Source organism: Pseudomonas sp. AU11447, from assembly GCF_001672555.2.
GTDB lineage: Bacteria > Pseudomonadota > Gammaproteobacteria > Pseudomonadales > Pseudomonadaceae > Pseudomonas > Pseudomonas nitroreducens.
Map to the genome: position 1 here is coordinate 515,203 of NZ_LZDG02000017.1, position 18,145 is coordinate 533,347.

The window sequence follows — 18,145 nt, forward strand, 5'->3', positions numbered from 1 at the left end:
TCAGTGAAGTGACGAGTGTCGGAGCAATAGAGAGCGCCAGCGCTTCGAACAGCTGGCGCTTGGGTCGTCTTGACGGTATTTGACATGACAACGGTTTTGCGCAACGCAAGAACGAGCCTCGGTTGGTTTTCATCCTTGGGCGGTAAGTTCTTTCGAGTCGTGCCTCTGACCAGCCTGGCCATTCAAACAATTGCTTTAGCTGCTCAGGTGCTGTTGCTTCTGGCGTTCTTTCTTCCATTGAAAGTAGTCATTCTGCTGGGCAGTGCTTCGGTACCCGGATATTTTCCCAGTTACCTGCGTCTGTTCGAGCGCGATAAGCTGATTGTGTTGGTCAGTGTTGCTGCGTTGTCATGCTATGTATTGTATGTGCTCTTCGAAGTGGCAATCGCAATGCTCTCCAGATATGGCACAAGAAAGTTGCTGGATCGAAGCAGAAAGATAAGATTGTTCGAGAATCAGGAGAAGATCGCTGCGGGGGCCTATTCTCGGTATGTCAGGGCGATGGCCAGCGCCGCTTTCATGTTCATCGCCTTTGCCATTCTGCTTTATATCTACTCTTTGTTGTTTTTCATTGCCGGGCTCTACGCTGCTTTTGTTTTTCTGGCGCTCATGCACTTCTGCGAGAAGTCAGCCCGAGTTCGCGGCTATCTTGCTGAGAACCTGGGTGTTGCGCTGAACTCGCTGGCTGCTGTGGGGTTCATGGTGACGTTCTTCTGCATGGTCGCCAACTTCCTGTTGGGCAGTCATCCGGGGGTCTTCGCAGCAGTCATTTCCTTGCTGCTTATTCGGCAAGGATTTCAGCGCGCAATCGGACTGATTTCAGATATTGCCGCCCTGCATGCCCAGCGGCGCCAGATTGGAGCGTTGTTCTTCCATTCGCAGCCCCTTATCAGCGAGGACCGGTTCCAGGGATCGCGGGAACAGGCGCTTATCAGCATTGCACAGCGACAGGTCTGGATCGGCAAGCTATTGCGCGACATGACCGGTGTGCAGGCTGAAGACCCGGCCATTACCTGGCATCAAATCGGCTCGGTGGGTGTGTATGCGTTCGAGGTCACTCTTGCTGCCGGCTCCGAAGGGCTTGGAGTGCGCTATTTGATCAAGCTGTTCGCCGAGGACGCTTCGTCCCTTGCCGCGCACGAGAGGACGCTCCTGACGGCCGTAGCTTCGTTGCCAACGTTGCGCTTTATCGGCGCCTCGCAGGTGGAAGGACTGCATTGCCACCTTTTTGTCTGGAGTGGCGAACGCAAGCTTATCCGGCGCCAGATCGGTCCGGCAGTGCTGGACCTGGCCAGCAGGCTGATGGCTATCGAGATTCCGAACGAGTTGCTGATGCGCTTCATGCGCTCACGCCAGTTCCTGGAGCAGCGCATCAGTGGCGAGATGCTCGAACGCGTCAGGATCGCGGTGACAACATCGGAGCAGGCAAGGCAACTCGATAGCTTCGTCGCCCAGTTCGCTCGGGTGCGCGAGCAATTGGCCGCGCTACCGAGACAGCTGACCTCACTGGACTTTACGGACGACACCCTTCTGCTTTCGCCCGACGACAAGTACCTGCTGAGCCACTGGTCGAACTGGCGGGTGGAACCGTTGGGAGCAGGCTGGCCGGTCGGAGAGCGCGACAAGTTGGGAGAGTTCGTGCAAAGGGCCGCTGCAATGCGCCCGGAGCTGCTTCAGGCGGCCCCGGCGCCGATCATGCTGGCAGCGCTGATGTACGCCTTCGAGCGCTTCTGCAATCAACGCAATTATCAGGCAGCGCTCGGCTTAGTGGTCGAGATGCTTCCCCTGCTGGATGAGCAAGGAGTTACGCGGGGATATGAAAGTGCCTGAAGTGACACGTGTCGCCATGATTGTCTGGAACGAGTTCCGCAACGACGCCCGTGTGCTGAAAGAGGCGCAGACATTGCGTGCTTCCGGCAAGGAGGTGACTGTCTATGCATTGCACACGCCCGGCGTAACCGCTGAGCGCGAACGACTGGCGAGCGGAATCGATGTCGTCCGAGTCGCGCGCAGCCCTCTCTGGAAACTTCGAAAGCGTCCTCATGCCGTGGCAGCCGCCGGAGCGACTGCAACCAGCAATAGCGCCATTGGCCGCCTGAGCCTCAAACGCCAGGTATTCCGTATCGTGGCTCGGCTGTGGACTCATCTGGGACTGCTGTGGCGCCTGACTGCACACCGCGCGGATGTGGTGCATGCCCATGACGTCAATACCCTACCAACGGCATGGCTCGCGGCGCGCTTATCCGGAGCACGGATCATCTACGATGCGCACGAGATCAGCACCAGCCGCGAAGGTTACGCCAGTTTCCGCACACTGGTCGGCCGGGTCGAGCGAATACTCATGCCGAGAGTCGATGGCTCCATCACCACGACCGATGCGCGAGCGAAGTTCTTCGCTCGCGCCTACGGAATTGGTCGTCCGCTGGTGCTGCAGAATCGCCCGCGTTTCACTCCTGCTCTGCGGTCTTCGCGTATCCGCACGGAGCTTGGCCTTGGCGAAAGCTGGCCAATCATTCTGTATCAAGGAGGGCTTCAGCAGGGGCGCGGTCTGGAGCGCCTGGTGCGGGCAGCGGCCCATGTGGAGCAGGCCTACTTCGTGCTTATCGGAGGAGGCCGCCTAGCTGGAGAGCTGATGCAGTTGGCGGGTCAGCTGGGGTTGAGCGAGCGGGTGCGCTTCATACCCACCGTTGCTCTGGCAGATCTGCCTAGCTACACGGCGTCTGCGGACATTGGCGTGCAGCCGATCGAGAACACCTGCATGAATCACTTCACTACGGACTCCAACAAGCTCTTCGAGTACCTGATTGCCGGACTGCCGGTGGTGGCCTCGGACCTTCCGGAAATTCGTCGGATAGTTCGCGAACATGACATCGGTGAACTGGTCCGCCCTGGCGATGACGGCCAACTGATCCACGCGTTGAACCGCTTGGTCGCCGACGCGCCCTTGCGTGCTCGCCTGAGCCGCAACGCCTTGTCCACGGCGACTTCGCTCAACTGGGAAAGCCAGGAAGCCTCATTGGTCTCCTTGTACGAGTACGCCCTGTCAGCTCGACGCCCTGCTCGATGAAAAAGCGCATCCTGCTTCTGAGCTATTATTTCGAGCCGGACCTCTCCGCAGGATCGTTTCGCGCCGAGGCGCTGGCTAATGCTCTGATGGCGGAGGGGGAGGGGAAGGTCGAGGTCGATGTCGTCACGACGATCCCCAATCGCTACCACAGTTTCAACGTGTCGAGTCCTGCTTGCGAGGAACGTGGTGCGCTGCGTGTTCGCAGGATTGCCGTGCCTGCACATCGCAGCGGTCTCGTTGATCAGGCCCTCAGCTTTCTGACTTATGCCCGCTGTGCCTTGCGGTTGACCCGTGACGATCATTACGATCTGGTCCTTGCTACATCCTCGCGCTTGATGACGGCAACTCTGGGGGCGGTGATCGCCAGACGCGCCAGGGCGGTACTGTACATCGACTTTCGTGACATCCTCGTCGATACCTTGCCGGAGCTGCTGCCTCCTCGTTATGCCCGTCCGGCCACCATGCTCTTCTCCCTGGTGGAGCGCTGGACGGTGGCCCAGGCCTCCCGAATCAACCTGATCTCGCCTGGCTTCAAGCCCTACTTCAAGCTGCGTTACCCCAAGCGCTCCTTTTCGCTCCATACCAACGGCGTCGACGAGATGTTTCATTCCGTGTCGCCAGAGAGCTCCGCATGGGTTCCTTCAGGACCGGTTCAGGTGCTCTATGCCGGTAACGTCGGGACGGGGCAGGGGCTTCATCATGTCCTCCCCCATCTGGCGAAGCGACTGGAAGGGGAAGTGCACTTCCGCGTGGTGGGTGCCGGCGGAGCGCATGACAGCCTGGTAAAGGCGCTTGCCGAGAGCGGCGTCCATAACGTGGAGCTCCTTCCACCCATGAAGCGCAGCGACTTGCTCGAGCTGTATGCGCGATCCGACGTCCTGTTCCTGCATCTGAATCGCTTCCGAGCCTTCCGGCGGGTTCTGCCCTCGAAGCTGTTCGAATATGCGGCAACGGGAAAGCCAATCTGGGCAGGGCTTTCCGGTTTCCCTGCCAGCTTCACGCGGCGAAAGATTGTCAATGCGGCCTTGTTCGAGCCGTGTGATGTGGAAGGGGCTATCGCTGCGTTTCGCAGCCTTGAGCTGGCTCCGGTGTCGCGTGCCGAGTTTATCGACTCCTACTCGCGGGCCTCTATCAAGAAGCTGATGGCGAGTGATGTGCTTGGCACTCCCTCGTCAGACTAGGCCGCAACGAGACGGCCGCAGGTGTCAGGCTGGCAGGGCCGGAAGGTGCGGCGCTTGCCTGGTTGGATGACACGCGGCGATTCAACTGTCCCAGGCCTCGCATTACAGGGTGCCGGGGCGCGCAGTCGAAATCCTGTGATGCTCTCAGGCCGTGGCCTGAGCGGCCTGTTTCTTCTGCTTGCTGGCGCTGGTTGACGTTCCAAGCACCCAGCTGGCGAATCGGTTGGAGAGCGAAATCGCCGGCACATCGACCTTCAGATGGAAGAAATAGCTGGCGAGCAAGGTGACGGTGAGTGTGGCAATCAATGTCATCAACATCGCGCTCAAGCCCAGGCCAAGATGCTGGGTGAAGAACTGGCCGGCTATCACCAGTATGAAGGTGTGGAGCAGGTAGATCGAGAAAGACAGTTTGCCGAGCAGCCGGATGGGGGCGCTTTCCAGCAGCCTGAACAATCGTTGGCAGGACAAGACGCTGAGCAGAATGAATAGCCCGCCAAGCGCTGGAATAATCACGAACCAGGCGGGTCGATAGCCTGTGCTGTCAGACAGATTGCGAGAAAACTCGGTAATCCATGTGTAGGCATGGCTGGCCGGGTGGTAGCCCGCCAAGTAGAGCCCGCTGCAGAGCCCCAATATGGCCAGGATAGCCTGGACCAGATTTGGACCACGCTCCTCATTGACGTGGAATGTGACCAGCATTGAGCCGAGGAAGAACAACGAGCAGTACATCGCTGTCTTCTGGGCACAGAGGGATAGGAGCAGAAAGCCCAGAACGCAAAAGGTTCGGTAGATCATGGCGTTGCTGCCAAAGAGCGCGTAGCCGACAAAAATCCCAAATGAGCCTATCAATTCGATCTGGATAGTCCATAAAACGTAGTTGTATCGGCTGTCTCCCAGAGCAAGTGCTCCGAACAGAGCATCCCGCAGGGCCGTCGGCCAGGTTGCTTCGAACAGGTACGGAGTGGATAGCACCGGTACGGGCGCGATGTCAGGCGCTTTGAAGGCGCCCAACTTCATGAGCAGGGCAGCCAATGATGACCGATGCGCCCACTGGAACACCAAGTCTGATGTAGCGTTTCAGCGCCGCCTTGCGGACGGCAAGCAGAACATCAGGGTTTCTGGAAATGCTGTAAGTCAGCACGAGTCCGCTGAGGATGAAGAACATCGAAACGGAAAATCCGCCCCGATAAAAGAAAGTGAATGGGCTCTGGAACCATTCAATGCCATCGAGAGGACGTCCCTTGGTGCGCTCTCCAAGATGCATCGCCGGATAGAACCAGAACAGGACGTGAGAGAAAACGACGATAACAGCGGCGATGCCTCTCAGCCCGTCTAGTTTGGACAGGTCCATTTTTGGAGGCATATAGGTCATCGATTGGAGCTCCTTCTCTTATCCGCGGTCGCAGCGAAAGCGCGAATCTGCCAGGCCCTGGTCGTGCCGGCAGAGCTGAAGCCGAGTTGCTGCATTCGATCAGATACAAAAAAGGCACTTCGCTTTTAGCGCAAGTGCCTTTTTGTAAGGGTTGTTTGGTGGAGCCGGGGGGATCCGACCTCGGTTTCGGGATCGGATCTTCAGCGCCTTGGGGATCAAGCCGATGTGTGGCGTAGGCCTTGCACTGTCTGGCTTTCTCACTGCTCAAACTTAGGGAGGTTTTTGCGAGCGTCAAGGGGCAACAAAATTAATCGCCGATTTCAGGGATACCTTGTGGCGGTGGAGTGGGGCATTTTCTTCAGTTCAAATCCGTTAGTGGGATTTGAACCAGTGAACTGACAGGAGGTTTCACACACATTGCCCGACCAATGCTCAGCGACCGGCACCTGACAACATTGCAGCACGGCCGGTCTACATAGGCCACCAGTCGGGACAGCTACGAGTATCCATGAACAGGGGTTCGCTATAGGGCCGGTGCAGCCAGTGTTTCAACTTTGCCTGGTTGCTCCGGCGGAGCTTGCGGTCGTCAGCCTTCCGAAAGTTCCGCGGCGGACCTTTGCGCCAACTGGAGAAACTGTCGCTGTGAAAGCGTGCCAGGCGTTGGCGAACGGCAACGGACTTCGGGTCCCAGTTGACCTCTTCGATGTCCCAGAGGGCATACACATAGTCGTACTGGCAGACTCGGCGACGGTAAGTGCGGGCCATGTCATGACTCCTGACGGATTATCTGGCTGACATGGCGACCTCCTTGGCTGGGTGGTGAGAGTGCTCGGCTGGCAGATGTGTAGTGCCAGTATGCGTCGTGGTGGGTGTGAGGCGGGAAAGGCCATTCATACCGGGCCAAATGCCAGGAGCCTGAGCGCGTAGTCTGCGTAGTTGGCAGACAGGCAGCCGGTGGCGATGACTTCGCATCCGATGGCCGTTTCGAGCAGTTCCACGATGCTGGCGTAGTCACCCAGGGTGAGGCTGTGATTGGCTTCGATCACCAGCAAGGCGTGAACGGCATTGCCCTGAATCGCAGGCTCCGTCTGTGCCAGCAGTGCGGCAACCGCGGCGGCGGGTGTGGCGCCCCGGCCTGCGGACGCATGGCCAAGGCAGGGGCCAGGCGACCAGGTGGCATAGCTGCTCCAATCGAGTCCGGGAATGCACGGGCCTTCTCTGGCGAGGTACAGGCTTACCCAGAACGAGACCAGTTCCTGCCGGTTTCGCCACTGGTAATGGCGGGCGGAGGTCTGGAGGGCGGGGCCGGGTGGTGCGAAGTGATGGATGTGAACGGTGTCTGCCAACACGAAGAGATACTCCCAAGGCGTTGTGGCGGATACCGAAGTGTTCAGCCAGTGGACTTCATCGAATCGCCGCCTGGGCCCATTCTGGTCCAGGCCAAGAGCGGTGAATCGATGCCGACGACATTCGCGCTGGCCTGGGCCGCAGTGTTTCAGCATGCAGTGCATCATTTGCCTGGCCTCGGCATTCGTTGCAGCGGCCAGGGCTATTTCGAAGTGGCCCATGGTCAGCTCCTGGCGTTTGGGAGTCTGATGCGCCAGAAACCGTGCTGCGCCTTCGACCTCTTCACCCTGGCAATACAGGTGATAGAGGTAGTCACCAGGCCGGCGAGCACGCGCGCAGCTTCCTGGGTGACTGGCAAGGCAAACTGGTCTGCGACGACTTCGCCGGCTACAAGGCCAGCTTCGAGCAAGGMGTGACCGAGATCGGTTGCATGGCCCATGCACGGCGCAAGTTCTTCGACCTGCATGCCGCCAACCAGAGTCAACTGGCCGARCAGGCCCTCCAGTACATCGGTCAGYTGTACGAGGTGGAGCGCGAAGGGCGAGAGCTGCTCGCCGCACAGCGACGGCAACTGCGCCAGGACAAAGCCAGGCCGATCATCGATGACCTGCATAGCTGGATGCTTGGACAGCGGCAGAATGTGCCGGAAGGCAGCGCGATCGCCAAGGCACTCGACTACAGCCTCAAGCGCTGGGCAGCGTTGGTGCGCTACCTGGATGACGGCAACCTACCCATCGACAACAACTGGATCGAGAATCAGATCCGCCCCTGGGCCCTGGGGCGCGCCAACTGGCTGTTTGCCGGCTCGCTACGCAGTGGCCAGCGTGGCGCAGCCTTGATGACGCTGATCCAGTCAGCCCGCCTGAACGGACACGATCCGTACGCCTAYCTGAAGGATGTGCTCATGCGCCTGCCGACGCAGAAGGCCAGCGCCCTGGCCGAGCTGCTGCCGCACAACTGGGTATCCGCCGGCAAGGTGTGATGCCCGTTCGCTTACGAGCATTTTTTCCGTATGCAGAAAAAGACTTCCGCTGCGTTCGAAGAAGGCGTAGCCCTTGTCTTTGAGTGTTGACTTCGCTCCGGGGCTGAGATGCGCCGCGGCGATCAGCTTTATGAGAGTCCCTGGCTTTGCCAACTCCAGTGCATCAAGGCGCCACAGCACACCATGGATATCTCGGGGATAGGCAGTTCGGATGACCTCAATCGCAACAAATGCGGGTTCCCCATCCCAGTCGATCTTGAGCAGGCTAACGGAGTGAGCAGAGGTAATGATCGTGGATCTGGATTCTGCTTGAACGCTTCTGCCGAAAGCCTTTGTCAGGGCCTGCCTGACTAGCTCAAGCATCTCTCGTTCGAAGTGGGACTGCTGGTGTCTAACCACGGAGTGTGCCATCGCAGATTTTGTAATCCAGATTGATTAGCTGTACAGCTAATCAATGCAATAGAGCTAATAAAGCGACGCTTAGGTCAGAAGTCCATGTTGCAGCAGACACCTTTGGGGTAGTCATCCCTTGGCGTCGGCATTGCTTCGTGACTGCTATGCATCACCAATCGATACAGACTGGCTGGTATTGATCTGATGGTTGGCCAAGCGGATTCGATTACCGGAGCACTCCATATTCAATCCGCCCGATCAGGGTCATCACATCATGAAAGCCGTTGTGCTCTTGCAGTTGTTCTACAGGAGATTTCATACCAAAGGCTCTGGCTGGCGATACCAACCAGCGCGATGTTTGGGTTGAGTTGAGGGCGAAGAGCGCGAGTGCTGCTTCCAGTACCTGAGTCAGCGACTCCCCCTGCCTGAGCCGGGCGCTCGAGTCTGGCGGTGATGTTTCACTGCATTTCTCGTGGTGTTGACAACGAGCGCTGAGCCAGCCATTGCGTTCGTGGATGCAGCCCGGGGCCCCACATAGCTCGCACACTGACTCTGACAGTTGCTCCACAAGGTCCACTACGGCCGCGACGTAGTCATCACCTCCGTGGTGGTAAAAGCGAAGTCCGCCAAATTTTTCCTTTATCTGTGAGGCAATGGCCTGTTCCGAACCTGTGTGATCGATGTGCTGTTGTATCAAATCGCATGCCGCGTAGATCAGGCCGAACCAGCCGTCCTGGCATTCGAAGCCGAATAACTGAAGGCATCCGTGCCCCTGCGCAGGGAGAAGCTTGGGGTACCGTGAGCACAGGATGGTTTCCAGGGTTTTGTCCATGGGGGGTGCCCTCACTCAAGAGCTGCATGATGCGCTTTGCTGTCAGAACCATGAGTCTTCTAGTGCAAAACCATGGCGTTCGAGGACTTCGTTGATCGCCCCACAGGTACGTTCGCACCGGCGCAATTCGCAATCGGTGAAGGACACTGCCAGGGCGAGCAGCCAGGCCAACTCGTGCGAGCGAATCTCCAGTGGATCGCAGTACCAGACCTGTACGATCGAGATGCTCGGGTCCTGGAAGTGGAAGCCATCGACAAGCTGAAGCGACCCCTGCCTGTCTCGCCAGCCGTCAAGGCTGATGGCATAGGTTTTCTGCCTGTTGTCCGCCAGCATGCTGATTTCACTCAGGGCACTGATACCGGCGAGCGGAAGACCCGAGGTGTCGAGATCCCGCACGTAGAAATCCCGGATCCTGGGGTTCGAGATGCAGTCCCTGACCTCGGTCAGGGAGATCACTCCGGCCTCGTAAAGGCTGGATTGCACCTGCTCGACCAGTCCAGGTTCGTTGATCATACGTAGCTGAGCCATTGGCACCTCCTTTCCCAATTCGGTTTTTCTTCGGCGATTTCGGTGGCAATGAGCCAAATACGGCAGACGACCACCGCGTATGGCCACGCGCGGCCGAAATCGGAATGGCACGGCCGAATTCGAACGTTAGGTGTCCAAATTTGGAAAAGAAAGGCCTGAGTGGGAAAGACACTCGACGACTGTGCGCTCATAAAAGGTGGCTAACCTGGGGGTAACTTACCGAATTTCCCTGGAAAACGACCAAGTTTCCCTGTCGGCGTTTTTCGCAGGTTTAGCTGTGAGATACTTTATTTGAGGCCGCGCGATTGCGAGCAAAGGCGTTGTACGTCACTTCGTTCCTACCAACGCGGCTCGCTTTTTCGGCGCTTCGCTTGAAAAAGAAAGGCGTACTTAATACGTCAATAGCATTGACATAAAAATAATAACAAGGTGCTTATCATGGATAGAAAAACAGCGAGGCTATGCCTCCGAATAACTCCTCACGACAAGAAAATCATCACCGCCAAAGCACGTGGTCTCCATCTCAGCGTTGCCGATTGGCTGGTCCGGGCCGCGCTGGATCGCGAAATCATTGCGCCGATCCCAGTCTGGGACGCTGAGTCGATCAATCACTTGTCTCGCATCGGCAACAATCTCAATCAGTTGGCTCACTCGGCCAATGCTGGACTGCTTGTGGATGACGCAGCACTGCGTGAAATCGCAGCCGAACTGCGTGCCCTGCGGGGGCTGCTGGATGATTTTTAAGGTCCGCAAACATCGCTCGAAGCGACATTTGCGCATCCTGGTTCGGTATCTGCTGTCTCGTAAGGGCAAGTCAAATGAGGGCGTGCTGCGGCATGAGTCGATCAACGCGTTGCCGATGTTGCCCGGCGAGACACCGTTCAGCTACGCGAAACAGTGGGCTGCTGCGCTGTGGGAATTCACAGCTCGGGAGCGCTGTGGGAAAAAGCCACCGGAGCATTATTTTGTACATTCCGTGCTGAGTTTTTTCCCCGGGGATACCGAGCACAAGGCTGATCAACTGACAGCCGAGCAGGCGATTGAATTGGCTAAAGAGGCGATGGTTGAAGTCGCTCCTGGAGATCGGCAGGCGATGTATGTCGTGCATGGCGATAAGGCTCACCTGCATGTCCACATCGTATTTTCTGTCGTCGAGCGTGGTGGACGGATCTGGAATCCGCGCATGGATTTTCGACTCTGGGAAGCTGCCGCAGCTCGGCTGGAAGTGAAACATGGCTTGTATCAGGTGACCGTTGGACGGCCTGGTGGGGAGCCGACTCGGAAAAGGTCGCCAACGGGCAATGAGCTGAATATGGCCATTCGCACCGGGCAGCCCTCAAACCGAATGTTGCTTCAGCAAATAGTCGATGTGGCGTTGGCTGGAAATCCCCCATTTCCTGTTTTCTGGCAGCGCCTGCTCGATGCCGGTGTCACGCCAATCCCCCGTATAGCGAGTACTGGTCGAGTTTCTGGAGTCTCGTTTCAGTATGGGGATGGGTTTCCTATGAAAGGAAGTGACCTGGGGAAGGGCTACTCATGGTCGGCGCTCGCCAAACAGCTCAACTTTGCGCCATCGCAGCATCTTCACCTGCTACGGCCTTTCGCGGTTGATCCCGTCGATCCGGGGTCGATACACATGGAGGCCGATCCTTCCGTACCGGCTTTGCCACAAGGGAAGCCTCCAACGCTCAAGCGATTTATTGCCAAGTCTGTCAGTGATCAACGCATCGATTGGGTATGGAGGAACAAGCCGACGCGGACCGCATTCATCGAGTCGCCCAAGGTGTGCGTTGCCAGATCCGCCCATCAATCTGTTTACGAGGCAATGGCCGAGCGTTCTCGGCTGCGTGGGGTGAAGCGAGTAGGTGTTACCGGAGGTGAGGTATTCCGCAGGCGGATGTGGTTCGAGCTGGCGCTGCGTGGCATTTCGGTTGTGGGGTATGAACCAACAGAAGCAGATAGATTTCGATTGGAATGGTGGATGAATGAGCAAGCTGAAAATGGCCGAGGAGATGGCTCGGCAGGCGGTCCAACTCCGGACGGAGGAGATGTCTCTGGCCCTGTCCGTAAAGTTGGATGCCATGCGGAGGGCAAAAGTGTCGACCAGCGAGGAACTGGCGGAGGCGATGTACCCGTTGCTTCAGGGCATGACATCACTGGCACTGGAGAACCAGGTGCTGCTCAAGGAAATGCGTGTGTTGATGCGCAACGAGGTTCAGGAAATGAGGGCGGAAATGAGCGAGCTTCGAGCGATGTTGATGGAGCTCAAAACCGTGTTGAGGTCCTCGTATCCGCAGGTGCAGGACTGAGTCCCGAGCCTCACTTCACGCTCTATATGCGCCGAGCCTCTCGCCTGGGGACGGCGGCATTGCTGCGCCAGGGTGTGCATTCTGCGCTCGAAACCGAGGACTTGCAGACCATTATGGACATGGTATGGGAGCTGGATCGCAGGTTTACGCGGTGGAGTATCGCGTGCGCTAGTCCCGGCAACGAGCCACTCTGCAATTTGACTGCGAGTGAGCAGGTTCACTCTGCTTGGTCCAACTTACAGGTGCTGAACAGCCAGGGCTGCAATGTGCAGTTGTCGCTCTCATCGGCTGACAGCTGGCTGCATCTGGTCAATGTAACTGAGGCGGATCTCTTGGTGCTGAGCGCACGGGGAGTCGAGCCGACCATCCAGTTCACCCGGAACGGTGTGACCGAGATCTTCGTGCATGTGAACTATGGATGTGAGCGCCGTGACGTTATGGATAGCTTGGCAGAGCAGGTGCAGGTTGGGCTTCAGGCGAGCGTTCGGGCACACACTGGCAGCGTGTCATTCCCATTGCCTGGGTTTGATTGCTGGCATGATGAGCAGCTGCAGCTCTGTAGTGCTTTCAGGCTCACCCCAAAAACGATGGGAATGCAGTTTTCGAGTCAACTGCGGCAGTTGAAGGGCGAGGTGGGCCCACCCAGGATGCTGGGGGCTGTGCCCATACAACGTTCACAGGTCATGGATGAGCACGATGAAGGGCTGCTGAATGGGCGACCTCGTCCCCAGCCGGAGTCGCCTGCTCCGTGAGTCGTGGGCGACTTTGCAGGGGACATTGTGCCTCGCTCGTTAAAGCAGCCAACCCATCGACAGCCAGGAGGTTGACCATCTCCTGGAAATGGTCTCGCGATGGGCTGCCCTCAAGTCAGCAGCACTAAGATGCCGCTCGCCTGTTTTTCTGGCAATGCGGTTTGAGCCGCTGCAGGCGTTGGTAATTCGCCCAGGCGATGTGCGAGAGATCGATATCCAGACGAAGTTGAGCGAGTTTCTCGTGTCGTTGGGTCAGAGAGAAATTCTGGCCATAGTTGATGGTCGTGTCGTCGTCCAGTGCATGGCCGACAAGCGTCTTGATCATCATCTCCTGCACCCCGGCTTTACGCAGTAGATCAATAAAGGTGTGGCGAAAGCTGTAGAGGCAGTAGCCCATCCCCTTACTGAGGCCGCAGGCGCTGAGGTAACCCAGGTCAGTGCTGCCTTGGCCACTGAACCAGCGGGAGGCCGCGCGCGCATGCCCATGCCTCCGGTCATAGGGCAACTCGGGGAACAGCGGTTGGAATCGGCCACCCTGCTGGCGTCGCATGGCGACGAAGTCGAGGAAACCAGCAGCGATCAGTTGAGGATGAAGTGGTATGTCCCGGGCGCTGGCGTCGGTCTTCAGGCGCTGCAGGGGGCCTCTGTCGGTGATGCGTACGACGGGGAGGCCGGACTCCTCGAATATATCACCGGCATTCAGTTGGCACAGTTCGCCAGGACGTGCACCGGTGAACACGCCAAGCAACGGGAGCCAGAAGCAATAACTGTAGGGCGTCCAGCGGAAGCGATCAGTCGGTTCAGTGGCGTAGACACGACTGCTGAAAATCGCATTGAGCTCGGTCGAGTCGAACGTTGCGTAGTGGTCCGTACTGGGGGATTGCCCGGCAAGTTTTACGCTCATATCTATCTGGCCGAGCGAATACTTGGATTCCTGGCAGAAAACGATGAAGCGCTTCAGCAGGTTGAAGTAGCGGTGGATGGTTTCGCCGCCGATATTGCCTTCGATGTTTGCATCGTGAATCCGCGAGGAGTCGATCGCAGGTAGACGCAAGGAGTTCTTGCTCTTGAACTTCAGGGAGTCTTTCAGCGTAGTGAGGTCGCTCGTACACAAGGAGCTCGTCAGACGATCAGGCCCCAGCAGATTAATGATCTGCTGCAGTTGTGAGCGGTATTTGTAGGTGGAGCCATACTCCCAGTGCCCAAGTGCGGCGTACTCATGGACCATGGCGTTGGCGGCATACTGCAGCGTGACCTGCCGTGATGGAGCAGGTGAGCTGGGGAGGGCTGCAGTATCTCGTAGAGACTGACCGGGGAGGGCGTTCAAGTGCTGAGGGTTATTGAGCAGCGCTTGAATTGTGGCGGCCAGCGTGAGCGGGTCGAGCGTATTATGTTGCGGGACAGTAAAGGTCAGGGTGTTAGTGCATGACATTGCAACTCCTTGGCTCCAAAGTGAGGCCATAAGGAGACTCTTTCTATGACCAAGCCTGGGGCTACCAAGCTTGTGACCCCAATATAGAAACGGTTTTAGCTCTGTCAAGCGAGTATGAGCTTTGCTGCATGTCGATATGCTTTAAAACGGGGCTTGATTATTTTTAAACCTCCGGCTGGCGGAGGTTGTAGAAAAATCAATAAGTAGAAAATTATTTGCGTGAAGGGGAAAGTAAGGGGCGGCTGAGACCGTGGATGCGGTTGATGGTGACGCCGGCACTCTGGCCGGCGCCTGGCATTCCGACGGGTTACTGTGAGTCGTGTTGTTGCTTCAGCCAATCCACCAGTGCCTGGTTATCGGGCTTCTCGGTCGACAGAGTGTTCCGAATAGCGCTCGAGGGGTGTCGTGCCGAGGTGGGGCGACCAGGGCGAAAGCTGCGCTTCTGCAGCGCCAGGTAGCGCTCATAGCTGATATGGCTGAGGTCGAGGTTGAAGCGCAACATCTCCACGGTTTCCTGCTTGAGCTCCATGCTATAGCCATTGCCATACTCCCCGGTCGTCGAGTCATTGATATGCCCCGTCAGCGCTTGAATACGTGGCTGATCCACGCCGGTCTGGCGCAACTGGTTGACGAAGGTATGGCGCAGCGAATGGAAACTGAGGCCATTGCGACGTGGGAAACCACATTGCTGTAAGTAGCCGACCCGTTGCGGGTCGCCACAGAACCAGCGCGAGGCGAGGTGACTGTGAGCACGGCGAATGTCCGCGCGCATTTCGGGAAACAGCAGCTCCTTGCGCGATGAGGCTTCGGCACCGCGTTGCGCGAGGAACTCCAGAAAACCTTTCTCGATGAGCACCGAGTGCAGCGGAATGTCCCGTTCACTGCTGGCGTTTTTCAGCAGCTTGTGTGGATGGTTGAGGTTGTGGCGCATGACCCAGATTCCTCCGGGGCTCTGGCAAATATCCTCCAGGGTGAGCTGACAGAGTTCGTTGAGCCGGGAACCGGTGAACAACCCGAGTAGGGGGAGCCAGAATTTATAGCTGTCCATCCGCCAACGGGGAACGTCGCGGACAGTGTATACCGGGCCATTGAACAGCATCTGCAGCTCCTGCTGCGTATAGGCGCGACGAACGCGGCTGCTCTTCTTGCGGGCGATTTCCTTGAGCCGAACCGGGCCCGCGATGTCGCGGGCGATCCACTCATTGTCGTAGGCGAAGCGAAACATGCCCTTGGCCAGGTCGAAGTACTTCTTCGCCGTTTTGGCGTGAATGGCTTCATAGCCCCCTTGTGCGATCAGGACGTGGATCGGTGTGTCGTTCAGCTCGCTGATCTGTCGGCGGTTGCGGGGGTACATCAGCAGCACAGTGCGCAGATTGCGAAAGTCTTCGGTGGTGATCGACGCAATGGGGCGCGTAGGCCCCAACAGCTCGCAGACTACTTCCAGGCGTGCGCAGTTGAGAAAGCGCGTGCCTTGATGGGACCACTGGCCGGTCAGCTCCTGCTCGCGCCGGTAGCGCTCCATCAGTTGATGGACACTCATCTGGCCCTCAGTGCGCTGGTCGCTGCGTGGCTGGAAGCCGTTGGAGAACAATGCGCCGAGGGGATTGGCTGGCACCGTATCGGCGTGCGCGCTGGGCAAGGTCCAACGAGTATCTCGCGTTGAGGCGGCAGCGTCGGGTTGCGTGGGGCGCGGAGGCTGGGGATGGTCGTCATCGGGGCGCAAGCGGCCCCGAATTGCCTCCACGTGCAGACGCAATTCGTGCAGGCTTGGAATGCCTCCGCCAAAGTGCTGGCCCTGCCGCACCAGATCGGTCAGCCAGTCGAAGCGCTCCAGCACAAAGCCCGCCTTCAGCACAGCCTCGTGCAGATCCTGTGTGTGCAGGTCGAGGGTCAACTGATCCGGCAGTTGGGGGTAGTGCTCGCGCAGCAGTTGAGGCGTGCTGATGTCCAGCCGATGTGCGCCGCCGGTCGCTGGATGCAACCGATGGCTCGGTGTGTCGGAACCGGCCTGGGTGTCTAGACGGCGTAGGTGCTCGTGGTCGCGCTCGCGCAAATCCTGTGGGCGCAGTGGCAGCCAGCGCGGGTCATGGTGAAAGTGCAGGCCGTGTTCCGGAAGCAGGTAGCGACGCAGGGCCTCAAGATGGAAGCTGGCCTGGTAGAGGGGAAGCCATTCACCGCGATCCAGGCAATGTTGAAGCCGCTCGTTCAGCTCCGTCAGGCCTTGCAGGATGAAAGCGGCACGCTGCTCGCCTTCCTGGGGATTCAGGGTGTGCAGGTCGAACACCTGGGTTTTCAGCATCAGCGGGTAGGCGGCTCCGAGCAGCTCCGGCAAGGGGGCCTGCACTGTGAGCTGGTGCTCGTCACGCAACAGAAAGGTCGGCGTCAGGCGCAGTTGTTCGAGGCGTTGACGGCCGACACTGAGGCTCAGGTCCTGGACCGGGCAGGCGACCTGCGAACTCTGGGGGCGCGCCGACGGACTGGGGGCACTCTGGCGACTCAGTGGCGGAATCGAGCCTTGAATCCGCTGGAGCTCCTGCTGCAGGCCTTCGGCGGTCTTGATGTCGCCCAGACGGAAGCGCAAATCGCGAATGCGCCGCGCGAGATTCAGGGCCAGCTCCCGAGCGTCGTCCAGTGGGACGCCGTCGAGCGACCAGCGAATTTCGCGGCCCACGGAAGGAAAGCGTTGTTGCAGGAGGCTGGGCAGGATCAGCCGGAAGGTCAGGCGATCTGAGTGGTCGCGGTACAGGTAATGAGAGAGATGGATCATGGGGTTCAACCTCGTCGTAATTGGAAATTTGCGAGAAATTTCCAGACTCGGTTTGAACCCCTTGATCAGTTAAGCCTTAAAAATCAAAGACTTAACGATTTGATTGGTGGGCCGGGGTAATCTGAAACGATAGTCTATCTTTATGAAAAATATGAGAAAAACTCGGTTTGATATTTGTCTGGAATACCATTTGGAATACCGGGCGGCTGGATTTGAACTCAGGATGTCGGGGCGCTGAGAAGATCCATGGCTTGGCATTTAGGTGTCAGGCTCGAAAATCGCTCAGACTGACCTCGGGCTCAGCATCTCATGCTTGGCTACGGAGGCATCGATGGCCTCTTGGGCTACACGCATTCGGCGTTCTGCAAGAGTTGTTGCGGCTGCTTCGTCTTCGTGGGATAGCTCTGGCAGTTCTTCTTTTAGAAAGGTTTCCCACCGCGCGAGCTGCTTCATGCAGTGGTGCAGCTGCTTTCTGGTCTCATCAATCCGAACTTTGTCCAGCTCCTGCGTAAGCTTGCGCGCATTGCGTGTGACTTTGGCCATTTGAGCGTCGCGACGCATCCCCTCTTTCTGTTCTGCGGCTGCCTGGGCGGCGACTTCGATCAAGCGCTGAATCAGCGCTGTTTCAGTTGTTTTGTGCCCTTTGGCGAGGCTCTTGAGTGTGGTCTTGGTTTCGAGCGGGAGCGTGAAGGAGCAGGTCTTTCTGCCGCCTTTGGCTAATCGATACCGCCTTTGTCTGACGGCATTTCTCAATCGCTCGATGAGCTTTACACCTTCAGCCTCGGATTCGAGGGCATGGATCGATCTGATCAGATGGCTGAATCCACTGTCGGCAAGGAAGCTGATCTTGCCTTGAAGCGACGGAGAGCACCGGCTCGATAGGTAACTTGCAGCCCATTGCCACTCTCCTCTGTCCTTCTCGTTCAGCCAGCCTGGTGCTGCTTCGGCCTCGCTCATTTTCGAGTTTCCTTCTCTGTCGCCTTATTCAGAGTGCGATCACTCGCCCCACCACTGGCGGGTGTTACAGGGCCTGATGGTAGGTCTGTTGATCAGAATTTTGTAAGTGTTAGCAGTCATGTTATCAGCGCTATTACAAGATTCGTTAACAGATACGTTACATGAAATTGATAAACTGATTTTATAGGGTATAAAACGTGATCTAAATGTTAAGTTTTAGGTGGAT

The 18,145-nt window shown here is 57.8% G+C and carries 14 protein-coding genes and 1 pseudogene; 6 read left to right on the forward strand and 9 right to left on the reverse strand.

Features of this window, described 5'->3' with window-relative positions; translation table 11 throughout:
- Positions 1-84 precede the first annotated feature (84 nt).
- Genes A6723_RS03015 through A6723_RS03025 form a run of 3 tightly spaced genes read left to right on the forward strand, consistent with a single transcriptional unit; the run spans position 85 to position 4,248 of the window.
- Positions 85-1,830: a hypothetical protein gene (locus A6723_RS03015; RefSeq protein ID WP_064979552.1), complete on the forward strand. Its 1,746-nt coding sequence runs from the start codon at positions 85-87 to the stop codon at positions 1,828-1,830.
- Entirely contained in the window at positions 1,817-3,067 is a 1,251-nt protein-coding gene (locus A6723_RS03020) for a glycosyltransferase family 4 protein (RefSeq protein WP_256233816.1), read from the forward strand. Before A6723_RS03015 ends, A6723_RS03020 begins: the two co-directional genes overlap by 14 nt.
- Positions 3,064-4,248, forward strand: a complete 1,185-nt coding sequence (locus A6723_RS03025; protein WP_054909059.1) for a glycosyltransferase family 4 protein — start codon at positions 3,064-3,066, stop codon at positions 4,246-4,248. Before A6723_RS03020 ends, A6723_RS03025 begins: the two co-directional genes overlap by 4 nt.
- A 144-nt stretch (positions 4,249-4,392) precedes the next feature.
- Here the strand turns inward: A6723_RS03025 and A6723_RS03030 are convergent, their stop codons facing one another.
- The 4 genes from A6723_RS03030 to A6723_RS03040 form a co-directional block, all read right to left on the reverse strand.
- Positions 4,393-5,265 carry an acyltransferase gene (locus A6723_RS03030; RefSeq protein ID WP_175405517.1) on the reverse strand — a complete coding sequence of 291 codons (873 nt, stop codon included), beginning with the start codon at positions 5,263-5,265 and terminating at the stop codon, positions 4,393-4,395.
- Positions 5,237-5,620 (reverse strand): acyltransferase family protein, encoded by a 384-nt coding sequence (locus A6723_RS32045; RefSeq protein ID WP_175405518.1) that lies wholly within the window; start codon positions 5,618-5,620, stop codon positions 5,237-5,239. The genes A6723_RS03030 and A6723_RS32045 overlap by 29 nt, the downstream gene beginning before the upstream one ends.
- A gap of 471 nt (positions 5,621-6,091) precedes the next feature.
- Positions 6,092-6,385: a hypothetical protein gene (locus A6723_RS03035; RefSeq protein WP_054909058.1), complete on the reverse strand. Its 294-nt coding sequence runs from the start codon at positions 6,383-6,385 to the stop codon at positions 6,092-6,094.
- 125 nt (positions 6,386-6,510) lie between these two features.
- Positions 6,511-7,188 (reverse strand): hypothetical protein, encoded by a 678-nt coding sequence (locus tag A6723_RS03040; protein WP_064979553.1) that lies wholly within the window; start codon positions 7,186-7,188, stop codon positions 6,511-6,513.
- A gap of 95 nt (positions 7,189-7,283) precedes the next feature.
- Here A6723_RS03040 and A6723_RS03045 point away from each other — a divergent pair.
- Positions 7,284-7,949: pseudogene (locus A6723_RS03045) on the forward strand (IS66 family transposase); the annotation flags it as partial.
- 619 nt (positions 7,950-8,568) lie between these two features.
- Here the strand turns inward: A6723_RS03045 and A6723_RS03050 are convergent.
- Together A6723_RS03050 and A6723_RS03055 are read right to left on the reverse strand one after the other, a co-directional pair.
- Positions 8,569-9,174: an MbcA/ParS/Xre antitoxin family protein gene (locus A6723_RS03050; protein ID WP_054909045.1), complete on the reverse strand. Its 606-nt coding sequence runs from the start codon at positions 9,172-9,174 to the stop codon at positions 8,569-8,571.
- 42 nt (positions 9,175-9,216) lie between these two features.
- The gene (locus A6723_RS03055) at positions 9,217-9,702 is read right to left on the reverse strand and encodes a hypothetical protein (RefSeq protein ID WP_054909044.1); all 486 of its coding nucleotides are present in this window, start codon (positions 9,700-9,702) and stop codon (positions 9,217-9,219) included.
- Positions 9,703-10,140: 438 nt separating this feature from the next.
- Between A6723_RS03055 and A6723_RS31070 the strand changes: the two genes are divergently transcribed.
- Both A6723_RS31070 and A6723_RS31075 read left to right on the forward strand, forming a co-directional pair.
- Positions 10,141-10,446 carry a MobC family plasmid mobilization relaxosome protein gene (locus tag A6723_RS31070; RefSeq protein ID WP_071557623.1) on the forward strand — a complete coding sequence of 102 codons (306 nt, stop codon included), beginning with the start codon at positions 10,141-10,143 and terminating at the stop codon, positions 10,444-10,446.
- Positions 10,436-12,763 carry a relaxase/mobilization nuclease domain-containing protein gene (locus tag A6723_RS31075; RefSeq protein ID WP_175405519.1) on the forward strand — a complete coding sequence of 776 codons (2,328 nt, stop codon included), beginning with the start codon at positions 10,436-10,438 and terminating at the stop codon, positions 12,761-12,763. The genes A6723_RS31070 and A6723_RS31075 overlap by 11 nt, the downstream gene beginning before the upstream one ends.
- A 124-nt stretch (positions 12,764-12,887) precedes the next feature.
- On the opposite strand, the gene A6723_RS03080 is transcribed toward A6723_RS31075, so the two are convergent.
- From A6723_RS03080 to A6723_RS03090, 3 genes are all read right to left on the reverse strand, one after another.
- The gene (locus tag A6723_RS03080; RefSeq protein WP_054909040.1) at positions 12,888-14,195 is read right to left on the reverse strand and encodes a site-specific integrase; all 1,308 of its coding nucleotides are present in this window, start codon (positions 14,193-14,195) and stop codon (positions 12,888-12,890) included.
- Positions 14,196-14,502: 307 nt separating this feature from the next.
- A complete protein-coding gene (locus A6723_RS03085) occupies positions 14,503-16,962 on the reverse strand; it encodes a site-specific integrase (RefSeq protein ID WP_054909039.1) in 2,460 nt (819 codons plus the stop codon).
- A 282-nt stretch (positions 16,963-17,244) separates the two neighbouring features.
- Positions 17,245-17,919 (reverse strand): hypothetical protein, encoded by a 675-nt coding sequence (locus A6723_RS03090; protein WP_054909038.1) that lies wholly within the window; start codon positions 17,917-17,919, stop codon positions 17,245-17,247.
- Positions 17,920-18,145: the final 226 nt, after the last annotated feature.